This is a genomic window from Streptomyces sp. NBC_00247 (genome assembly GCF_036188265.1).
Classification (GTDB): Bacteria; Actinomycetota; Actinomycetes; order Streptomycetales; family Streptomycetaceae; genus Streptomyces.
Map to the genome: position 1 here is coordinate 3,041,238 of NZ_CP108093.1, position 16,853 is coordinate 3,058,090.

13 protein-coding genes and 1 tRNA gene are annotated in these 16,853 nt (G+C 69.6%); 11 read left to right on the plus strand and 3 right to left on the minus strand.

Annotated features, from left to right (window positions below; genetic code table 11):
• The first annotated feature begins 195 nt into the window (after positions 1 to 195).
• From OHT52_RS12820 to OHT52_RS12835, 4 genes are read left to right on the plus strand one after another with little or no spacing between them, the layout of a single operon-like run.
• Positions 196 to 1,149 carry an ABC transporter ATP-binding protein gene (locus OHT52_RS12820; protein ID WP_328720279.1) on the plus strand — a complete coding sequence of 318 codons (954 nt, stop codon included), beginning with the start codon at positions 196 to 198 and terminating at the stop codon, positions 1,147 to 1,149.
• Complete coding sequence (locus OHT52_RS12825) at positions 1,142 to 1,948, plus strand: ABC transporter permease (RefSeq protein ID WP_328720280.1); 807 nt, start codon at positions 1,142 to 1,144, stop codon at positions 1,946 to 1,948. The genes OHT52_RS12820 and OHT52_RS12825 overlap by 8 nt, the downstream gene beginning before the upstream one ends.
• A gap of 5 nt (positions 1,949 to 1,953) precedes the next feature.
• Positions 1,954 to 2,763, plus strand: a complete 810-nt coding sequence (locus OHT52_RS12830) for an ABC transporter permease (protein WP_328720281.1) — start codon at positions 1,954 to 1,956, stop codon at positions 2,761 to 2,763.
• A gap of 2 nt (positions 2,764 to 2,765) precedes the next feature.
• Positions 2,766 to 3,896, plus strand: a complete 1,131-nt coding sequence (locus OHT52_RS12835) for a hypothetical protein (RefSeq protein ID WP_328720282.1) — start codon at positions 2,766 to 2,768, stop codon at positions 3,894 to 3,896.
• A 175-nt stretch (positions 3,897 to 4,071) separates the two neighbouring features.
• Here OHT52_RS12835 and OHT52_RS12840 read toward each other — a convergent pair whose 3' ends face one another.
• A complete protein-coding gene (locus OHT52_RS12840) occupies positions 4,072 to 5,013 on the minus strand; it encodes a methyltransferase (protein ID WP_328720283.1) in 942 nt (313 codons plus the stop codon).
• 1,003 nt (positions 5,014 to 6,016) lie between these two features.
• Between OHT52_RS12840 and OHT52_RS12845 the strand changes: the two genes are divergently transcribed.
• The 7 genes from OHT52_RS12845 (at position 6,017) to OHT52_RS12875 (ending at position 14,881) form a co-directional block, all read left to right on the plus strand.
• The gene (locus tag OHT52_RS12845) at positions 6,017 to 7,450 is read left to right on the plus strand and encodes a GMC oxidoreductase (RefSeq protein ID WP_328720284.1); all 1,434 of its coding nucleotides are present in this window, start codon (positions 6,017 to 6,019) and stop codon (positions 7,448 to 7,450) included.
• A gap of 31 nt (positions 7,451 to 7,481) precedes the next feature.
• Positions 7,482 to 8,690 carry a hypothetical protein gene (locus OHT52_RS12850; protein ID WP_328720285.1) on the plus strand — a complete coding sequence of 403 codons (1,209 nt, stop codon included), beginning with the start codon at positions 7,482 to 7,484 and terminating at the stop codon, positions 8,688 to 8,690.
• A complete protein-coding gene (locus OHT52_RS12855; RefSeq protein ID WP_328720286.1) occupies positions 8,687 to 9,499 on the plus strand; it encodes a hypothetical protein in 813 nt (270 codons plus the stop codon). The genes OHT52_RS12850 and OHT52_RS12855 overlap by 4 nt, the downstream gene beginning before the upstream one ends.
• 62 nt (positions 9,500 to 9,561) lie before the next feature.
• On the plus strand, positions 9,562 to 10,590 hold the full coding sequence (locus tag OHT52_RS12860; protein ID WP_328720287.1) for an ABC transporter ATP-binding protein: 1,029 nt from the start codon (positions 9,562 to 9,564) through the stop codon (positions 10,588 to 10,590).
• On the plus strand, positions 10,587 to 11,420 hold the full coding sequence (locus OHT52_RS12865) for an ABC transporter permease (protein ID WP_328720288.1): 834 nt from the start codon (positions 10,587 to 10,589) through the stop codon (positions 11,418 to 11,420). The genes OHT52_RS12860 and OHT52_RS12865 overlap by 4 nt, the downstream gene beginning before the upstream one ends.
• Before the next feature lie 5 nt (positions 11,421 to 11,425).
• The gene (locus OHT52_RS12870) at positions 11,426 to 12,268 is read left to right on the plus strand and encodes an ABC transporter permease (RefSeq protein WP_328720289.1); all 843 of its coding nucleotides are present in this window, start codon (positions 11,426 to 11,428) and stop codon (positions 12,266 to 12,268) included.
• A gap of 66 nt (positions 12,269 to 12,334) precedes the next feature.
• Positions 12,335 to 14,881 (plus strand): beta-glucosidase family protein, encoded by a 2,547-nt coding sequence (locus OHT52_RS12875; protein ID WP_328720290.1) that lies wholly within the window; start codon positions 12,335 to 12,337, stop codon positions 14,879 to 14,881.
• Between the two features lie 204 nt (positions 14,882 to 15,085).
• Here OHT52_RS12875 and OHT52_RS12880 read toward each other — a convergent pair.
• Together OHT52_RS12880 and OHT52_RS12885 are read right to left on the minus strand one after the other, a co-directional pair.
• A tRNA-Thr gene (locus OHT52_RS12880) sits at positions 15,086 to 15,159 on the minus strand.
• 149 nt (positions 15,160 to 15,308) lie between these two features.
• On the minus strand, positions 15,309 to 16,847 hold the full coding sequence (locus OHT52_RS12885; protein ID WP_328720291.1) for an alpha/beta hydrolase: 1,539 nt from the start codon (positions 16,845 to 16,847) through the stop codon (positions 15,309 to 15,311).
• Between the last annotated feature and the right edge of the window lie 6 nt (positions 16,848 to 16,853).

Genomic DNA, 16,853 nt, shown 5'->3' on the forward strand with positions numbered 1-16,853 from the left:
CAGGATGGTGAACGCGTAATCGGGTTCACTCTCCGACGCGCCTGACCTATCGTCTGTCCCAACCAAGATCGCCCAGGTTCCGCAAGTGTCCCCTTCTGGACGCCGCGCACCGATGCCGAGCAGTCGGAGTACGCATTGGACAACCGAGAAGCCGGGAGCGCCATCCACGCCCGTGGGCTCTGCAAAGCATTCCCGGTGGCCATCCCCGCTCAGGGCGCATGGGGGCGGCTGCGCTCGCTGGTAGCGCCTTCCCACGAGTGGAAGGAAGTCGTCAGCGACGTCTCGCTCGATGTCCAGTACGGCGAATTCGTCGCTCTCCTCGGACCGAACGGTGCGGGGAAATCGACCACCATCAAAATGCTGACCGGAATTCTGACGCCGACCTCGGGCGAACTGCTCGTCACCGGCCGTGCGCCCACCGAAGACCGTCGGCGCAACGCCAGGATGATCGGCGTGGTATTCGGTCAGCGCACCCAGCTCTGGTGGGATCTGCCGGCCCTGGACTCACTCCGCCTCCTGCGTGATGTGTTCGGGGTTTCCGAGGCAGATTTCGACAAGCGAATCGCCGAGTTCGACCGGGTGCTGGAACTCTCGGCCTTCTGGCACACCCCGGTCCGCCACCTGTCCCTGGGACAACGGGTCCGTTGCGATCTGGCCGCGGCCATGCTCCACGATCCCCGCGTCGTCTTCCTGGACGAGCCCACCATCGGAATGGACGTCGTGGTCAAGGAACAGGTCCGCGAGTTCCTCCGCCACCAGGTGGAGAGCCGCGGGCGTACCGTCGTGCTCACCACGCACGACATGGGCGAGGTGGAGAAGCTGACCGAGCGCGTGATCCTGGTGAACCAGGGGGCCATCGCCTTCGACGGCACCATCCGCGAACTCAAGGCGAACCACATGCCCTCCCAGGTGATCAAGGCGGTCCTCGAGAACGCGCCGGCCGAGCCGACGGTCCTCGGTGCCACCGTGACCGAGTGGGACGGGCGGGCCGCCAGCCTCCGCCTGGACGCGGACGCCACCGCGCAGAGCGTGATCCGTCAGCTGATCGAGACCTACACGGTGACGGACATCTCGGTCCACGGCGGGGATCTGGAAGAGCTCATGCGGTCGGTGTACCGGAGCCAGGCCCGGAGTCGTTCGCGTGTCTGACAATCTCCTCATGAGGCCTGCCTCATGGCGCGTCAGCGGCCTCATTCCCGCCACGGAGCTTTCGTACCCGGGCCGCATCGTCGGTCGATGCGTCATGATCGGCATTCAGATCAGTCTGTACTACTGGCTGTGGAAGGCGCTGTACACGGCCGGCGGATCAGAAAGCGCGCAGACGGTGACCTACTCCGCGCTCGCCGTACTGCTGAGCCGAGTACGCTGGACCGCCCGTTCGTATTCCCGTGAGTCGATTCCTGCCCGAATCCGCGAAGGCACCATCGCCTACTGGTTCGTCCGCCCCCTCGAAGCGCGTCAGTATTACCTGATCCGCGGAGTCGGCGAGATCGCCCTCGGCGGATCCATCGCGCTCCTGGGTTTTCTCGTCTGTCTCGCCGTAGGCATCGTCCGCCCTCCCGACAGTGCTGCCGCCGGCGTATTGTCCCTGATCGGCATAGCTGTGGGACAGATCATTCTCTACTACCTGGGCCTCCTCCTCGACCTGGTCTGTTTCTGGATGGTCACGAATGACAGCATGAAACACATCTACGCCTTTGCGCAGGACCTCCTGTCCGGAGCCCTGCTCCCCCTGTGGCTGTTTCCTTCCTGGCTGAACGGACTCGCGTCGGTGCTCCCGTTCAAGGCAGCGATCTACTCGCCGCTCTCCCTCTACGTAGGACGCGAACCGGTCGCATCGAGCGGCTATCTGTTCGCCGTCCAGTTCTTCTGGTGCGCGGTTCTCGCCGTATGCGCGAGGGTTCTCTGGCGCCGCGCCTCGTTCCGCATCATGGTCCAGGGCGGGTGAACGGCATGGACTGTCCCACCCTCGTCCGCTTCGTCGTCCGCTCCACCGTGCTGAACATCCGGGCTCGTATGCAGTACCGGGGAGAATTTCTGCTGGAGATCTTCAACGGCATCCTCTGGCAGACGTCCATCCTCGTTTTCGCCACGGTCATCCTGGCCAGATTTCCCGGTATGGCCGGGTGGTCGAGCGGCGAGATCCTGATGATGGCGAGCATGCGCATGCTGAGTCACGCGATCTTCGCCCTCGTCTTCTCCAACGTGGTGAAGGTCCCGTTCATGGTGCTGGACGGGAAGTTCGACGGCTACCTGACGCGGCCGCTGCCCGTCTACCTCCAGGTGCTCACCAGCTCCTTCGGCGTCCACGCGCTCGGTGACCTGCTGGTCGCCGGCGGCCTCCTGGCCTGGGCACTGGGCCACGTCACGATCACGTGGACCCTGCTGCACGTGGTGTACCTGGCCGTCGCCGTCGTCTCGGGCGCGCTCCTCGAAGGCGCGCTGCACACGGCGATCGCGTGCCTGGGCATTCGCCGACCCGGCTCCGACGGATTCTCCGTCTGGGTGGACGAACTCATGTCGACCTTCGGAAGCTATCCGCTCAGCATTTTTCCCGTGCCCGTCAAGGCCGCCCTCACATTCGGGCTTCCGCTCGCCTTCGTCGCCTTCCTTCCCCTGTCGGTCGTCCTGGGACAGATTCCCTCGGACGGAATCCTGCACTGGGGCGCCGTTCTCTCGCCGCTGCTGGGGATCGCGCTCTTCTCCCTGACGCAGGTGCTGTGGAAAGCGAGCCTCAACCAGTACAGCAGCCCTGGAGGATGACGATGGAGACCACAGTCAGGCTCAAGAGTGTGGTCATGGCGCATCCTGCGCGCGAGGCATACGCGCGAGGTCTCGCGCATTCCCTCGGATTCGACCGAGTGGTTCTCGACCCCGACCCCGGCGCCGGGCCGGCTCCGCTGCGGACGGCCCTGGTCGCCTGGTCCACCTTCCCCGTGGACGGCACACACCAGATCCTCGTCCAGGACGATGTGGCGGCCGAGCCGATCCTGCCGGAACTGGCTGTCGCCGTCAGGAGCCACCCGGACAGCGTCATCGCGCTGTACGCGAACTGGGACTCGCGCAACGGCGCGATGGTACGGCTGGCCGCCCTGGCCGGAGCGAGCTGGGCCGAGGCCGTTCCGGAGGAGTACTTCCCCACGCTGGCCGTGGTGATGCCGGCCGGCCTGGCCGCCGCGTTCGTCGCCCACGCCCGGTCGATGGACCACGGCCTGGACGACGAAGCCCTGTCCTCCTTCGTACGCGCCAGCGGCTGCCGGGCGTTGATCACCGTCCCCAACCTCTTCGAGCACCTGGGGGACGCCAGCCTGGTCGGCAACGACTCGCAGGGCATGCGCCGCGCCGCCTGCTACACCGCCGCTCCGGACGCCGCCGGCCGGCTCGCCGGGGGATGGACGCTGACCGGCGTGCCCTTCCTGCCGTACATGCGCTTCGGGCTCTCGCATCTCCTCCTGGACCACGATTCCGGAGGGATCCGCCGCAGGGAGCACCTGCTGTGGGGGGATGCCCTGTCGGCCGCCTCGTCACCCGTGGTGGACCGCGTCTCGGCCTTGGCGGAACGCCGTTACTCGGCGCAGGGGTGGAAGGAGGTGGCCCGCCTGTTCGGCGACGGCTTGGGCAGGGAACTGTGGATCCACTGCCTTCTGTTGGGATGGCAGGTCGAATCGATCGTCCGGCAACGGTCTCCTGAAGACACCGCACCGTTCACCGTCGAGGAATGGCTGACCGACCCGGTCCGCAGGATCGCGGTCTCCACCATCGGCCCGGCAGCCCTCGACGCGCGGTTCCGCAACGCCCTGACGGGGCCGCAGCGGAACCTCCTCACCGCGTACGCGGCCGCCGCCCTGTCTCACGGGGTGAGCCTTCAGCCGGCGGACGTGCCGGGCCACGTGTAGCGGAGGGATGTGAACACCTGTGGCAGGACGGGGGAACGTCAGGGCGTGTGGCGCAAGTCCCGCCTGTCCGGCGACGCCTGGCACGCACGCTCGCCGCGTCGTCGGGATCGCCCCGACACGTCCAGTGTCGGGGCGACCCTCCGCCCTGGGCTCGCACGGGCCGATGAGAGCCTGGTCAGGCTCCCGCGCCGAGCACGACGTGAGCCGGCCCGGGGAACCGGGACGGGTCCATGCCCGCGCGGCGGAAGTGCGCCACGTACCGCGATTCGAGACTGGCGTGCACCACCGCCAGGAGCCGCCCCGTCTTCGCGCGCTCCAGCAGGCGGTCCATGAGGAGCCGGGTCGCCTCCGCGTCGATGTGGGTGGGGACGTTGCACACGGTGAGCGGCGTGGCCTCCACGGTGCCCGGGTCGGGAGTCCACCTCGCCTCGATCTCCGTGCCGTTGAGCCGCGCGTTGTGCCGTGCCAGCCACAGGGCGACACAGTCCACGTCGGTGACCAGCGCACGGCGCGCGATCCCGCCCCGCAGCAGGCCGATCGCCAACGGGCCGTAACCGGTGCCGATGTCGGCGACGCTCTCCACCGGGTCGCAGCGCAGGGCCGCCTCGAGGAGCAGGGCCGTGCCGGCGTCGACCTCTCCCGGCGAGAAGACGCCGTAGTCGGCGGCGAAGGTCAACTCGGCGCCGGCCACGCGTGCGGTGAAGTGCCGGGGCTCGGGCAGCTCGGCCTCGGCGGGCGCGATCCCGCTCAGCAGCCGCTGCCTGCCCCGCTTGACCTGCTCGATGCGCCAGCCCAGGGACTCGAGCAGCCGGCGCACCGAATCCGGCCCCTGCTGCTTGTCCACCTGCCAGACGACGCGGGCGCCGGGAGCCGCGAGCCGGGTGGCCGCCAGCCAGGCCAGCACCGGCTGGAAACTCTTGCCCCGGTAGGTCGGCAGGCCGATGTGGACCTCCTCGGCACGAGGGAGGGGCTCGGCCATCGCCTGGTGGAAGCCGACGACCCGCGGCACCCGCACGGCCGCCTCGGCCGCCTCGGCCGAACCGAATGCCACGACGCCGTCCGGGATTACCTCATCGGAGGGGCTGCCGACATGCCAACGCTTCAGAGTGGTGTTCACGAGTCAAGAAATATACCCCGAGGTAAAGAAGCAGGGGTCACGGCCTCTGCGATGCGGGGCACGCGGAAGTCGTCGGCCCCGACCGGAGCGCCGATGACTCACTCTCCGGGACGGGGAATGAGGGCTACGAAAGACCAAGGGTTGACCCGCAATTCGTGGTGGATCGATGCGCGGCGTCAGATGCGGTGCATCGCAACGCGGAGGGGCGTCCGCATACGGGATGCAGCGGGACGTTCCGACAACGCGGCGAGGTGCCGTAGCTGTCGTCGCGCACCCGCCAGGAATTGCGGGACGGCCCTTGTCGACAACACCGGACCGGTTTGCGGGCGCATCGGACACAAGCACAGTTTTGACGTGACCGTTTGGGGTTCACACGGTTTCGGCCAGACGTGCGGGAGGAGATGCGGATACACCGGCAGAAACGCGAGCGCCGCGCGGCCCGCCGGCCCCTGCACCGCGGCCGCCGCGAGACGCTCCGGCGCCGCGGCGACGGTCGTGCGGCCACATCCGCGGGCCGCCCGGTACAGCCGGTGCCCGGCGGCCCTGACCGGCGGCGCCGACCGGACCGTTCCCCTCACCACCGCGGACGGCCGGACGGTGATCGAGTATCACGTTCGGGCGGGCGGCCTTCTCCGGCCGGCGGGCTCCTCGTACGAGGGTGGCGACGGAGGGACGGAGGCGACAAGAGCGCGATACCCGCCCGCGGTCCTCATTTGCCGCAGATCACCTGCCGTCCCGAACGGTCACGTTTCCGACCGCGCGGAATCCGAAAGATTATAGCCAAGCCCGCAGAGCCCATGTTAACGTACTGGCATTATCAGGAATCACCGCCGGAAACATTCTGCAATTCGATTGAATGTACTCGCCAAAGACTTCTTCACGGTAATCGCCTAAGGCATCCGCAATATCGCGCATCCAGGATTAACACCGGAATTGGGGGATAATGTCCACTCCTGTCGGCTCAGCGGGAAACCGCGACCACCGGATATCCGAATCGGCTGACGTGATCATCGTCGGGGCAGGGCTCGCGGGACTCGCGCTGGCCCGTCGGCTGGCGGACTCCCGTGCGGGCCGGGTCCTCGTGATCGAGTCGGGCCCCGACGCGGGACGGGACCACTACCGCTGGGTGAACGACCCTCAGCAGGCCCACACCATGTGGCTGGACCCGACGGCGGACCCCCATTTCTGGCAGCCGTACCAGGCCACGGACTCCGCGTACCGCGGGATCGCCGGCCTGCGTCGCCGGCTCGGCGGGCGCTCGCTCTACTGGGGCGGGGTGGCGGTGCCGATCGAGCCCTGGGCGCTGGACGACGGATCGTGGCCGCGCTCGGTGGTCGACGACCTGACCGTGTCGTGGCGCGGCGGACAGTCCCTGTACCACGAGGCCACCGAAGAACTGAGGCAGTGGACGGGTACCGCCGCGCTGTCCGACGGCCGGGCCGTCGACCTGGGCGGCCACCGGTTCGACGAGGCGCCCCGGGCGGTGCGCACCTCACCGGACGGACAGCGCTGGCAGGCGTACTCCCCGCTGGGCGACTGGCCCGAGTCCGTCGAGGTCGTCTCCGACTGCCACGCCGTCGCCGTCGCGACCGACCAGGACCGGATCACCGGGCTGCTCGTGGAAGAGAACGGTGTCCGGCGGGTGATCGCCGCGCCGAAGATCGTGCTCGCGGCGGGAACCGTCGAGAACAGCCGGCTGGTCCTCCAGGCCCTGCACCGCGCGGACTCCTCGGGCCCCGTGGAACTGACGGGCCTGGTCGACAAACTCGCCCAGGGGTTCGTGGTGGCCTTCGACCCCGCCGCCGCCCCGAAGTCGATGGCGGCACTCGCCGAGTCCGGCGGGCTCTTCCTGTCCCGGGCGGACGCGGATCTGCGGTCGAGCCTGTTCCTCGGCGCGCGCATGAACGAGCACGGCCTCATGGTCGTCGACTGCTACTGCATGGGCGAGCAGACGCGGAGCGCGACCGGCCGGGTGTGGTGCGAGCCCGGGGCGGACCTGCCCTGGCCCACGTTCGTAGCCGGCGGCCTGAGCGAGGCGGACACGCGGATGACGCTCGATCAGCAGCGCGAGCTGCAGCGCCTCTACGAGGAGCTGTGCGGCGAGGCGGGTGTCAGCGGCACACGACTCCACTTCGACGAACCGTTCGGTTCCGAGGACCTGGCCGAACGGCTCGTCATCGGAGACACGCTCCGTGTTCCGGGGGTCCCGGCGACCTACTCCTTCCCCATAGGGTCGGAGCAGCACGAGGCCGGGACGCTTCCGCTCGGCGGCGCGGTGGTGGACGAGCACGCGCGCGTGCGGTCGGTGGACGGGCTCTATGTGACGGGCCCGGCGACCTTCCCCCGTACCGGTGCGGCGAATCCGGCGCTGACCATCCTCGCCCTTTCCGCCCGGCTGGCCGGCGAGCTCGCGGACTCAGGGTCCGTTTCAAGGTAGGCACCCGTTCACGACAGCACGGAGAGTGCGCATGAACGTTCGTGGTCCGGCCGGTGTCCGCATCGGCTCGGTCGTGATGCATCACCCGTCCAGGGTCCCGCAGTTGCGCCGTACGCTGCGGTCGACGCGGGCACTGGCCCCCCGGACGGTGACCGATCCGGATCCGGCCGGACCACCGAGCCCGCTCCGGACGGCGAAACTGGCCTGGGCCGCAGTCACGCCGGGAGCGACCCACCATCTGGTGTTCCAGGACGACGTGACCATGGGACCCGCCTGCGTCGGCGCTCTCCGGGACGCGGTGGCGGCCCGCCCCACCGACATCATCTCCCTGTTCGTCCCCTGGGGATCTCCGAACAACTCCTACGCGGCTCGTCAGGCAGCCGTCGCGGGCTCACCCTGGGCACCCCTGGTGCCAGGCGAGTTCGTGCCTGCTCAGGGCCTGTTGATGCCGACGGAGAAGGCACTCGACCTCGCGGACTACCTCAGCCGGATCCCGGACACCACACGGGACGACGACGCGCTCATCGACCGCTTCTGCCGGGAACGCGACTACCCCGTCTTCGCCACGGTTCCGCAACTCGTCGAGCACAGCGACGACGTCAGCGTCGCGGGAAACGAGAGTCACGGAGTCCGGCGTGCCGCGGTCCCCGCGCAGGGCTGGACCGCCCCGCCCGGCTACTGGACGGCTGCACCGGTCGCCGACAAGGGCGGACCCATGCGTGCCCGCGGCTCGTCCGACTGGCAGCACGTCGTCTCCTTCCGGAGTTCGTCGTGCGTCGTACGGTTCATCGTCCCGCACTCGGGCGAACCGCCACGGCACACGGTGACCGGCTGGTACCAGTGGTCGTCCCTCGTCGGAGCGCCCCCGGAGCTGGTCCTCGACGACATGCACCGTTCCCTGTCCACCGGCGCGGGACCGGCACTCGCCGCCGACCTGTGCCAGGGCCGGGTCCCCTCCGCGACCGCGGCCGAGATGTGGGCGGCCTGCTACCTGTTGGGGCTGGACACCGCGCGATGTGCGCCCGACGGGCTGCGCCCGGACCCCTTGGTGCGCGAGGGGGCGGTCGCCTCATGGGTCGACTGCGGGCTCAGTACGCGCGACGACCGGACCGTGAGCCCTTCCGGTCGCGCGGCACTCGTCGCACTGGGGCTCGCCGCCCTGGCCGCCGCCACCCGGCGGGCCGGACAGGAGAAGGGCCTCCCGCCCCTCGGTGACCAGCGGAAGAAGGCGCTCAGTTGAGTACGTACGCCGACCCCATCGGTGAACCCGCGTCCGTCCTCGAGCGCATGGCCCTGCGCGAGGCGCGCACCCTCCTCATGCTCACCGCCACCGTTCCGCGGATCCATCTGCTGGTCGATCGCTGCGCCGTGTGCGGGGCGGACGAGGCGGCCACGCGGGAGTATCTGGCCGTCTCCCCCTTCGGCGACCTCGAAATCGCGCTGCCCGGCCCCCCGGTGCCCGGCCCCAGGACCACCCTCACCATGCTCGCCTGCGAGCGGGTGTCCGTCTCGATGCTCATGGTGATCGGCAGCGTCAACGAACGGTTCGGGGCCAGGAACCACGACTTCGTGAGCCGCGCCGCCGCAGCCGCGCGCGAGGCGGCCCACCGGGGCGCAGAGGCCCTGGCGCCGGAGGTGATCGAGGCGCTGGACCGCTGCGAGCGCTGGTTCGACGCGCTGCCCGCGCGGGACGTCCGGGCCACGGACGTCCCGGCGCCCACCGGCCGCTTGGTGCTGCCCGTCTCCGCGTCCCTGTCGGAAGCCGACCCGCTCGCGCTGAACGTCAGCCGGGATCCCGGCACATGGGCCGGGTCCTGGGAGGACTACCGGTCGGCGGCAGTCACCCGGTGGGTGACGCCGCACCGGGTCGGCGGGTCCCACGAGGCGGACGGGCGCGCGTACGACCGGTGCCGGACGGCCTACGCCGATATGGTGCTCCGCCGGGCCACCACCTCGTTCCCGGCCGGTCCCAGGGTGGCCGCGGAGATCGATCTCGTGGCGCTCCAGCACCCACGGCCGACGTCCGGAGGCATCGCCGTCCTGCCGTAGCGGGACGGCCGGCCGAGGGGACGACTCATGCATGATCGCCGATTCGACGGGGTGCTTCAGTAATGCCACGTGTCAATGACGACGCCGCGATTGTGGCCCGCAACGTGTCCAAGGTGTACTCCGTGGTCCAGCCCGCGAAGGGGTTCGGGGCACGTGTCCGTTCCTTCTTCGCACCGGAGCGGCAGCTTCGCACCGCGGTCGACGACGTCTCCCTCACCGTGGAACGAGGTGAGCTGCTGGCCTTCCTCGGGACCAACGGTGCCGGGAAGTCCACCATGATCAAGATGATGACCGGAATCATCCGCCCGACCGCCGGGGAACTCCGGGTCGCCGGCCGGGTGCCGCACGCGGACCGTGAGCGGAACGCCCGCAGCATCGGCGTCGTCTTCGGCCAGCGGACCCAGTTGTGGTGGGACCTGCCGGCCCGGGAGTCCCTCGAAATCCTCCGGGACATCTACGACGTGCCGGCCGACGATCACCGCGCACGCATGCGGGAGTTCGACGACGTCCTCGAACTCTCGCGCTTCTGGGACTCCCCCGTGCGTCAGCTCTCGCTCGGCCAGCGCGTGCGCTGCGACCTCGCCGCCGCGCTCCTCCACGATCCGCAGATCGTGTTCCTCGACGAACCGACGATCGGCATGGACGTGGTCGTGAAGGAGCAGGTACGCGAGTTCCTGCTGCGCGAGGTCTCCGAGCGGGAACGCACGGTGGTGCTGACCACCCATGACATGACCGAAGTCGCGCACCTCACGCAGCGGGTGGCACTGATCGACCACGGTCGCATCATGTTCGACGGCGGGATCAAGGAACTCGGCGAGGCCTACGGCAGCACGGCGCTGGTGCACGTGACGTTCACGGAATCCGTCGGCGAGATCGTGGTCGCCGACGCGCACACCGTCACCCACGACGGACGGCGCGCGACCCTCAAGCTCGCACCGGACACCACGCGGAGAGAGGTCATCCGCGCGCTGATCGAGCGGTACCCGGTCGCGGACTTCTCCGTCGAGGAGCAGAGTCTGGAGGATCTGATGCGGACGGTGTACCGGGAAGCCTCGCAGCAACACCTGAGGCTGGAGGACAACCCCGTATGACGAACGCGATCCGCACGGCCCCGCGGCCCCGGCGCCCCGCCGCGTGGAAGGCCGTCCGGCTGATTCCGCTGACCGAACTCTCCCGGTCGGGCCGGATCCTCGGCGGCATGGTCATGACGTCGGTCCAGGTCCTCCTCTTCTACTGGCTCTGGAACGCCGCCTATGCCGCCCGGGACACCGTGGCGGACATGGACGTCGCGAACGTGGTGACCTACTCGACGGTCGCCATTCTCTTCAGCCGGGTCCGCTGGAACGCGAGGGCGTACAGCGACGACAACGTCTCCCACCTCGTACGCAGCGGCTCCATCCTCTACTGGTTCGTCAGGCCGCTGCCTGCACACCGGTTCCACCGGCTCCGGGCCACGGGAGAGATGGTCATGGGCGGCTCCTTCGCCCTGGCGGGACTCGTGATCGCGACGCTGGCGGGGCTGGCTTCGCCGCCTTCCTCCGCGGCGGTGGCCGCGGTCTTCCTCACCAGCGCCCTCCTGGGCCAGGTGATCGCGTACTACCTGGCGACCCTCGTCGACCTGCTCTGCTTCTGGCTCACCGCCAACAACAGCGTCACGCTGATGTACAACTTCGTCCACGACCTGATGTCGGGTGTCTTCGTCCCCGTCTTCTTCTTTCCCGGGTGGCTCGCCACCCTGTCGTCCGTCCTGCCCTTCCAGGCCATCATCTCCACACCGCTGTCCTTCTACATCGGCCGCACCGATCTGAGCAGCGCCCCCCACCAGCTCTCCGTCCAGTTGGCGTGGTGCGTCTGCCTGGGACTGCTCGTCCGCGTGATCTGGTGGTTCGCCTCCCGGCGGCTAGAGATCCAAGGAGGCTGAACACCATGGCCGTCACCGAGTTCCGCGCCTCGCCCGTGCGGCGTTTCCGGCGCTATCTGCGCATCTACGGCCGCATCACCGCCCTGAACCTCCGGGCGCGGTTGCAGTACCGCGGTGAGTTCGCCCTCGAAGTGTGCAACGGGATCGCCTGGCAGGCGTCAGTGGTGATCTTCACCTCCGTGCTGATCACCCAATTCCCCGGCCTGGGCGGCTGGTCGGCCGGCGGACTCCTGCTCATCGTGAGCATGCGGATGTTCTGCCACTCCTTCTTCGTCCTGTTCTTCTTCAACGTGATGAGGGTCCCGTTCCTGGTGCACGACGGGAAGATCGACGGCTTTCTCGTGCGCCCGTTCCCGGTGTACAGCCAGGTCTTGCTGAGTTCGTGCTGCATCAACGCCTTCGGCGACATGACGGTGGCCGTCGCGTTGTTCGTGGCCGCCACGAAGAGGCTCTCCCTCGCATGGACACCCGGGGCGATTCTGTTCCTCGTGGCCGCCCTGCTCGGTGGAGTGCTGCTCGAAGCGGCCGTCCAGACGGCCCTGGCCTGCGTCTCGCTCCGTTTTCCCGGTTCGGACACGCTCAGCAGCTGGGTGGGCGACCTGATGGCGACGTTCGGGAACTACCCCCTCACCATCTTTCCCGGCGCACTCCGGCTGACGTTCACCTTCGTCCTCCCCGTGGCCTTCGTCGCGTATCTTCCGGCCGCTGTACTGGTCGGCGACGTGCACGATTCCGGCATCAGCGCACCGCTCACTCTGCTGTCCCCGCTCGTGGGGCTTCTCGCCTTCTTCGCCGCGAAATCGCTCTGGAAGCGGAGCCTGCGCATGTACCGCAGTCCGGGCGGCTGAAGGACCGGCGTCACGGACTCTCCCGCACCGCGTTCCTTCCATCCCCTTCTCCTACGGAGGTTCACCGTGGTCTCTGCGTTCGGCCCGCCCCGTCCCCCTCTGCCGGTCCTCCCCGACGACGAGGTGGAACTGCGAAGCCGGGTGGGCGGACTCGACCTGGACCGCAAAGTGGCCCTGCTCACCGGGGTCAGCCACTCCGCTCTGGCGGAGGAACCCCGGCTGGGTCTGCGGCGGATCGTCGTCACCGACGGCCCCCAGGGAGTACGCGGCCAGCACGGCGTCGGTCCCGGCCATTCGCTGCTCGCCCCTGCACCGAGCGCCCTGGGCGCCACCTGGGACAGGGAACTCGCCGAGCGGATGGGAGGTCTCTTCGCCGCCGAAGCCCACCGCAAGGGTGTCCACGTACTGCTCGCGCCCCTGGTCAACCTCCAGCGCACCCCCGTCGCCGGGCGGCACTTCGAATACTTCGCCGAGGACCCCTTGCTGACCGGCGAGTTGGCCGCCGGACTCGTCAGGGGCCTCCAGGCCCGTGGGGTGGCCGCGTGCGTCAAGCACTTCGTGGCCAACGAGTCCGAGACGGACCGCACCCGATACCTCGCGCGGCTCGACGAGCCGACCCTTCGCGAGATCTACCTGAACCCCTTCGAGACCACCGTCCTGGACGGCGGGGCGTGGACCGTCATGGCCGCCTACTCGGGGCTGGACGACGGTGTCGAGGCCGCCCCGATGACCGAGAACTCACGCATGCTCAGAGGGGTCCTCAAGGGCGACTGGGAGTTCACCGGCGTGGTGATCAGCGACTGGGCCTCGACCAAGTCCGCCGTGGAGTCCGCCAACGGAGGCCTGGATCTCGTCATGCCGGGGCCCCTCGGCCCCTGGGGGCCCGCCCTGGCCGAGGCGGTACGGGCGGGCAAGGTCGACGAGTCGGTCATCGACGACAAAGTGGTACGCCTCCTGCGCCTGGCGTCCCGGGTAGGACGCCTGACCGATCCCTGGGAACCCGGAACGGCCCCCGTGGCGGCGGACCCGCCCCCGCCCGCTCCCTCGGAGTCGGAGATCGCCCTGCTCCGCGAGACCGCCGCCCGCGGCATGGTGGTGCTGCGCAATGAGCGAGATCTCGTACCGCTGTCCCCCGTCGCCGGCCGCCGGATCGCCCTGATCGGGCACAACGCCGAAGCCACCTACTTCCAGGGGGGCGGCAGCGCCTACGTGACTCCGCAGCGGACCGTGAACTTCGTGGACGGGTTGCGGGCCGCACTGCCACCGGACGTCGAACTGAGCGTTCACCGGGGTGGCGACGCACGTGACCACCTGCCCCTGCTGGCCGTCGAGGACCTCGCCACGGACCCGGACGGCACCGGCCCCGGCATCCGCGCCTCCTTCTTCGACCCCTCCGGACGGCTGCTGGGAAGTGACCTCCGAGCGGCGAGCGACTGGGCCCCGCACTACGGCTTCCCGCCGGGAACGAGCCGCGTCGTCCTGCGATCGGTGCTCAGCCTCTCCGAGCCCGGAACGCACCAGCTGGAGATCGGTGCCGTCGGCCGCTACCGGGTACGCGTCGACGGAGAGCTCCGCGACCACGCGGAGGACGATCGCGGCGTGGAACTGATGCTGGACTCCAGCGTCAACCACCCCACGGGTCCGGTCATCGAGATCGTCGTGGACGGCGGGACGCGCCGGGTCGAGCTGGAGGCCGAACTCTCCGTCATCGACGCCGGCGGTTTCGGCCGTCTCATCAGTGCCAGGTTCCGCCACCTCCCGCCGGGCCCTTCGCGGGAGTCGGAGATCGCCGAGGCGGTCCTGGCCGCCGAGCGGGCCGAGATCGCCGTCGTCGTCGTCGGCACCAACGAGGAGTCCGAGTCCGAGGGGTGGGACCGTACGACCCTCGACCTGCCGGGCCACCAGAACGAGCTGGTCCGCAGAGTGGCCGCGGCGAACCCGCGGACCGTCGTGGTGGTGAACGCGGGAGCGCCGGTACTGCTGCCGTGGGCGACGGAGGTGAACACGATCCTGTGGGCCTGGCTTCCCGGCCAGGAAGCCGGCCACGCCCTGGCGGACGTGCTGCTCGGGCGTGCGGAGGCGACCGGGCGGCTCCCGTGGACGCTGCCGAGCCGCGCCGAGGACAGTCCGGTACCGCACGCGATCCCCGTGGACGGCTTCGTGGACTACAGCGAGGGCCTGCACGTCGGGCACCGCGGCTGGGACCGCGCCGACGCCACTCCCGCGTACCCCTTCGGGCACGGTCTCGGGTGGACCACATGGACCTACGAACGCGTCCACGCCCCCCGCACCGTGGCGGCGGGCCAGGACATCGACGTCCGGGTGCTGCTGGCCAATACGGGCCCCCGGGACGGCCACGAGGTCGTACAGGTGTATCTGGAAGCACCCGTCGACGACCCCACCCGCCCCGTCAGGACGCTGAGCGGATTCACCGTCGTCCACTGCGCGGCCGGCACATCCGTGGAAGCCACCGTCAGCGTCCCCCGTCGAGCCCTTCAGACGTGGGACGCCGTCCTCGGCACATGGCGGACCACGCCCGGCGCCCACCGGCTGCGCATCGGCCGCTCCAGCCGCGATCTGCTTCTCACCGCGCAGGTCGAAGTCCTCGGCTGAGCCGCGTACACGGCCCGAGAGAGATCGTGTGAACAAGTGCCACGCGCGCTGACCGCTGCAACCGCCCCCGTCCGGGCCGCTTGGCCAACGGCTGCCCGGCGGGGCGGTCGTGGCGCCCGCGACACGAGGGAGCGACCACCCAGGAGAGCGCGGAAAAAAGCAAAAGCCCCAGGTCACGGCGAGTGAGTCCTGAGGCTTTCACAGAGCCGCCTTCGGGATTCGAACCCGAGACCTACGCATTACGAGTGCGTTGCTCTGGCCAACTGAGCTAAGGCGGCACGCCCTGTCGCACCATGGTGCGATCAGCAGCGGGGCCAAGTCTACACAGTTTCCGACGGTGCTCCGTACCACCCGCCCCACAGGCCCTCCTCGCAGGTCAGGGCGGTCCTGGGGAGTGCCGGTGCGGGGCGGGACGCGGGGGGCCCACTCAGGTGCACGTGGTGCCCTTCTTGGGGACGTTGCCCTCCAGCAGGTACCGGTTGATCGCGGTGTCGATGCAGTCGCTGCCCCGGCCGTACGCGGTGTGGCCGTCGCCGTCGTAGGTGAGCAGGGTGCCGGAGGTGAGCTGGTCGGCGAGGGAGACGGCCCACTTGTACGGGGTGGCCGGGTCCCGGGTGGTGCCGACGACGAGGATGGGGTCGGCGCCCTTCGCGTGGGTCGCGTGCGGGGTGCCGGTGGGGTCGACCGGCCAGTACGCGCAGTTCAGGGCGGCCCACGCGAAGTTCTTGCCGAAGACCGGGGAGGCCTTCTCGAAGCTCGGGACGGCCTTCTCCACGGCGGAGCTGTCGGAGAAGGCGGCGGGCAGGTCGAGGCAGTTCACCGCGTAGTTGGCGTACATGAGGTTGGCGTACGAGCCGTCGGGCGAGCGCTCGTAGTAGCTGTCGGAGAGGGCGAGCAGCCCGGAGCCGTCGCCGTGCTGGGCACCCGCGACGGCCTCGCGGAGCTGGGGCCACGCGGACTCGTCGTACATGGCGGCGATCACACCCGTCGTCCCGAGGGACTCGCCCAGCTTCCGGTCCTCGCCGGTCGGCACCGGATGGGCGTCCAGGTCCTCGAAGAGCTTCTTCAGCTCCGCCGCGGCGTCGGCCGTGCTCCCCGTGCCCAGCGGGCAGTCCTTCTGCTTCACGCAGTCCGCAGCGAAGGACTCGAAGGCGCCCTCGAAGCCGGCCGTCTGGTCGCGGTTGACGTCGACGGCGGGCAGCGACGGGTCCAGCGCCCCGTCCAGGACCAGGCGCCCCACCCGGTCCGGGAACAGGTCGGCGTAGATCGCGCCCAGGTACGTACCGTACGAGGCGCCCACATAGTGCAGCTTCTCGTCGCCCAGGATCTCGCGCAGGATGTCCATGTCGCGCGCCGAGTCGACGGTGGAGACGTACGGGAGGATCTCGCCGGAGCGCTTCTCGCAGCCGTCGGCGAACTTCTCGAAGGCGGCGCTCAGCTTCTCGGTCTCCGCCTCGTCGTCCGGCGTGAGGTCCACCTGGGTGAACGCGTCCATCTCCTTGCCGGTCAGGCATTCGACGGGCTCGCTGCGGGCCACTCCGCGCGGGTCGACGGCCACCATGTCGTACCGGGCGCGGACCTGTGCGGGGTAGCCGAGGGCCGCGTACCCCTGGAGGTACTCGACGGCCGAGCCGCCGGGGCCGCCCGGGTTCACCAGGAGGGAGCCGATCCGCTCACCCGGCCCGGTCGCCTTCTTCCGGGAGACGGCCAGATCGATGTCCCCGTCACCGGGCTTCTGGTAGTTCCTCGGCGCCTTCATCGTCGCGCACTGGAAGCCTTCGACGCCGCACTCGCCCCACTTCAGCTTCTGCGCGTAGTAGGGGGCGAGGTCCTTGGCGGCCACGGTCGCCGAGGAGCCGACGGCGGACGCGCTGGGCGTCGAACCACCGCTCGTGCAGCCGGAGACGAGCAGCCCGGCAGTGCCGAGCCCGATGGCGAGGGTCTGGAGCAGGCGCCTGGAGTCCATGCCCGG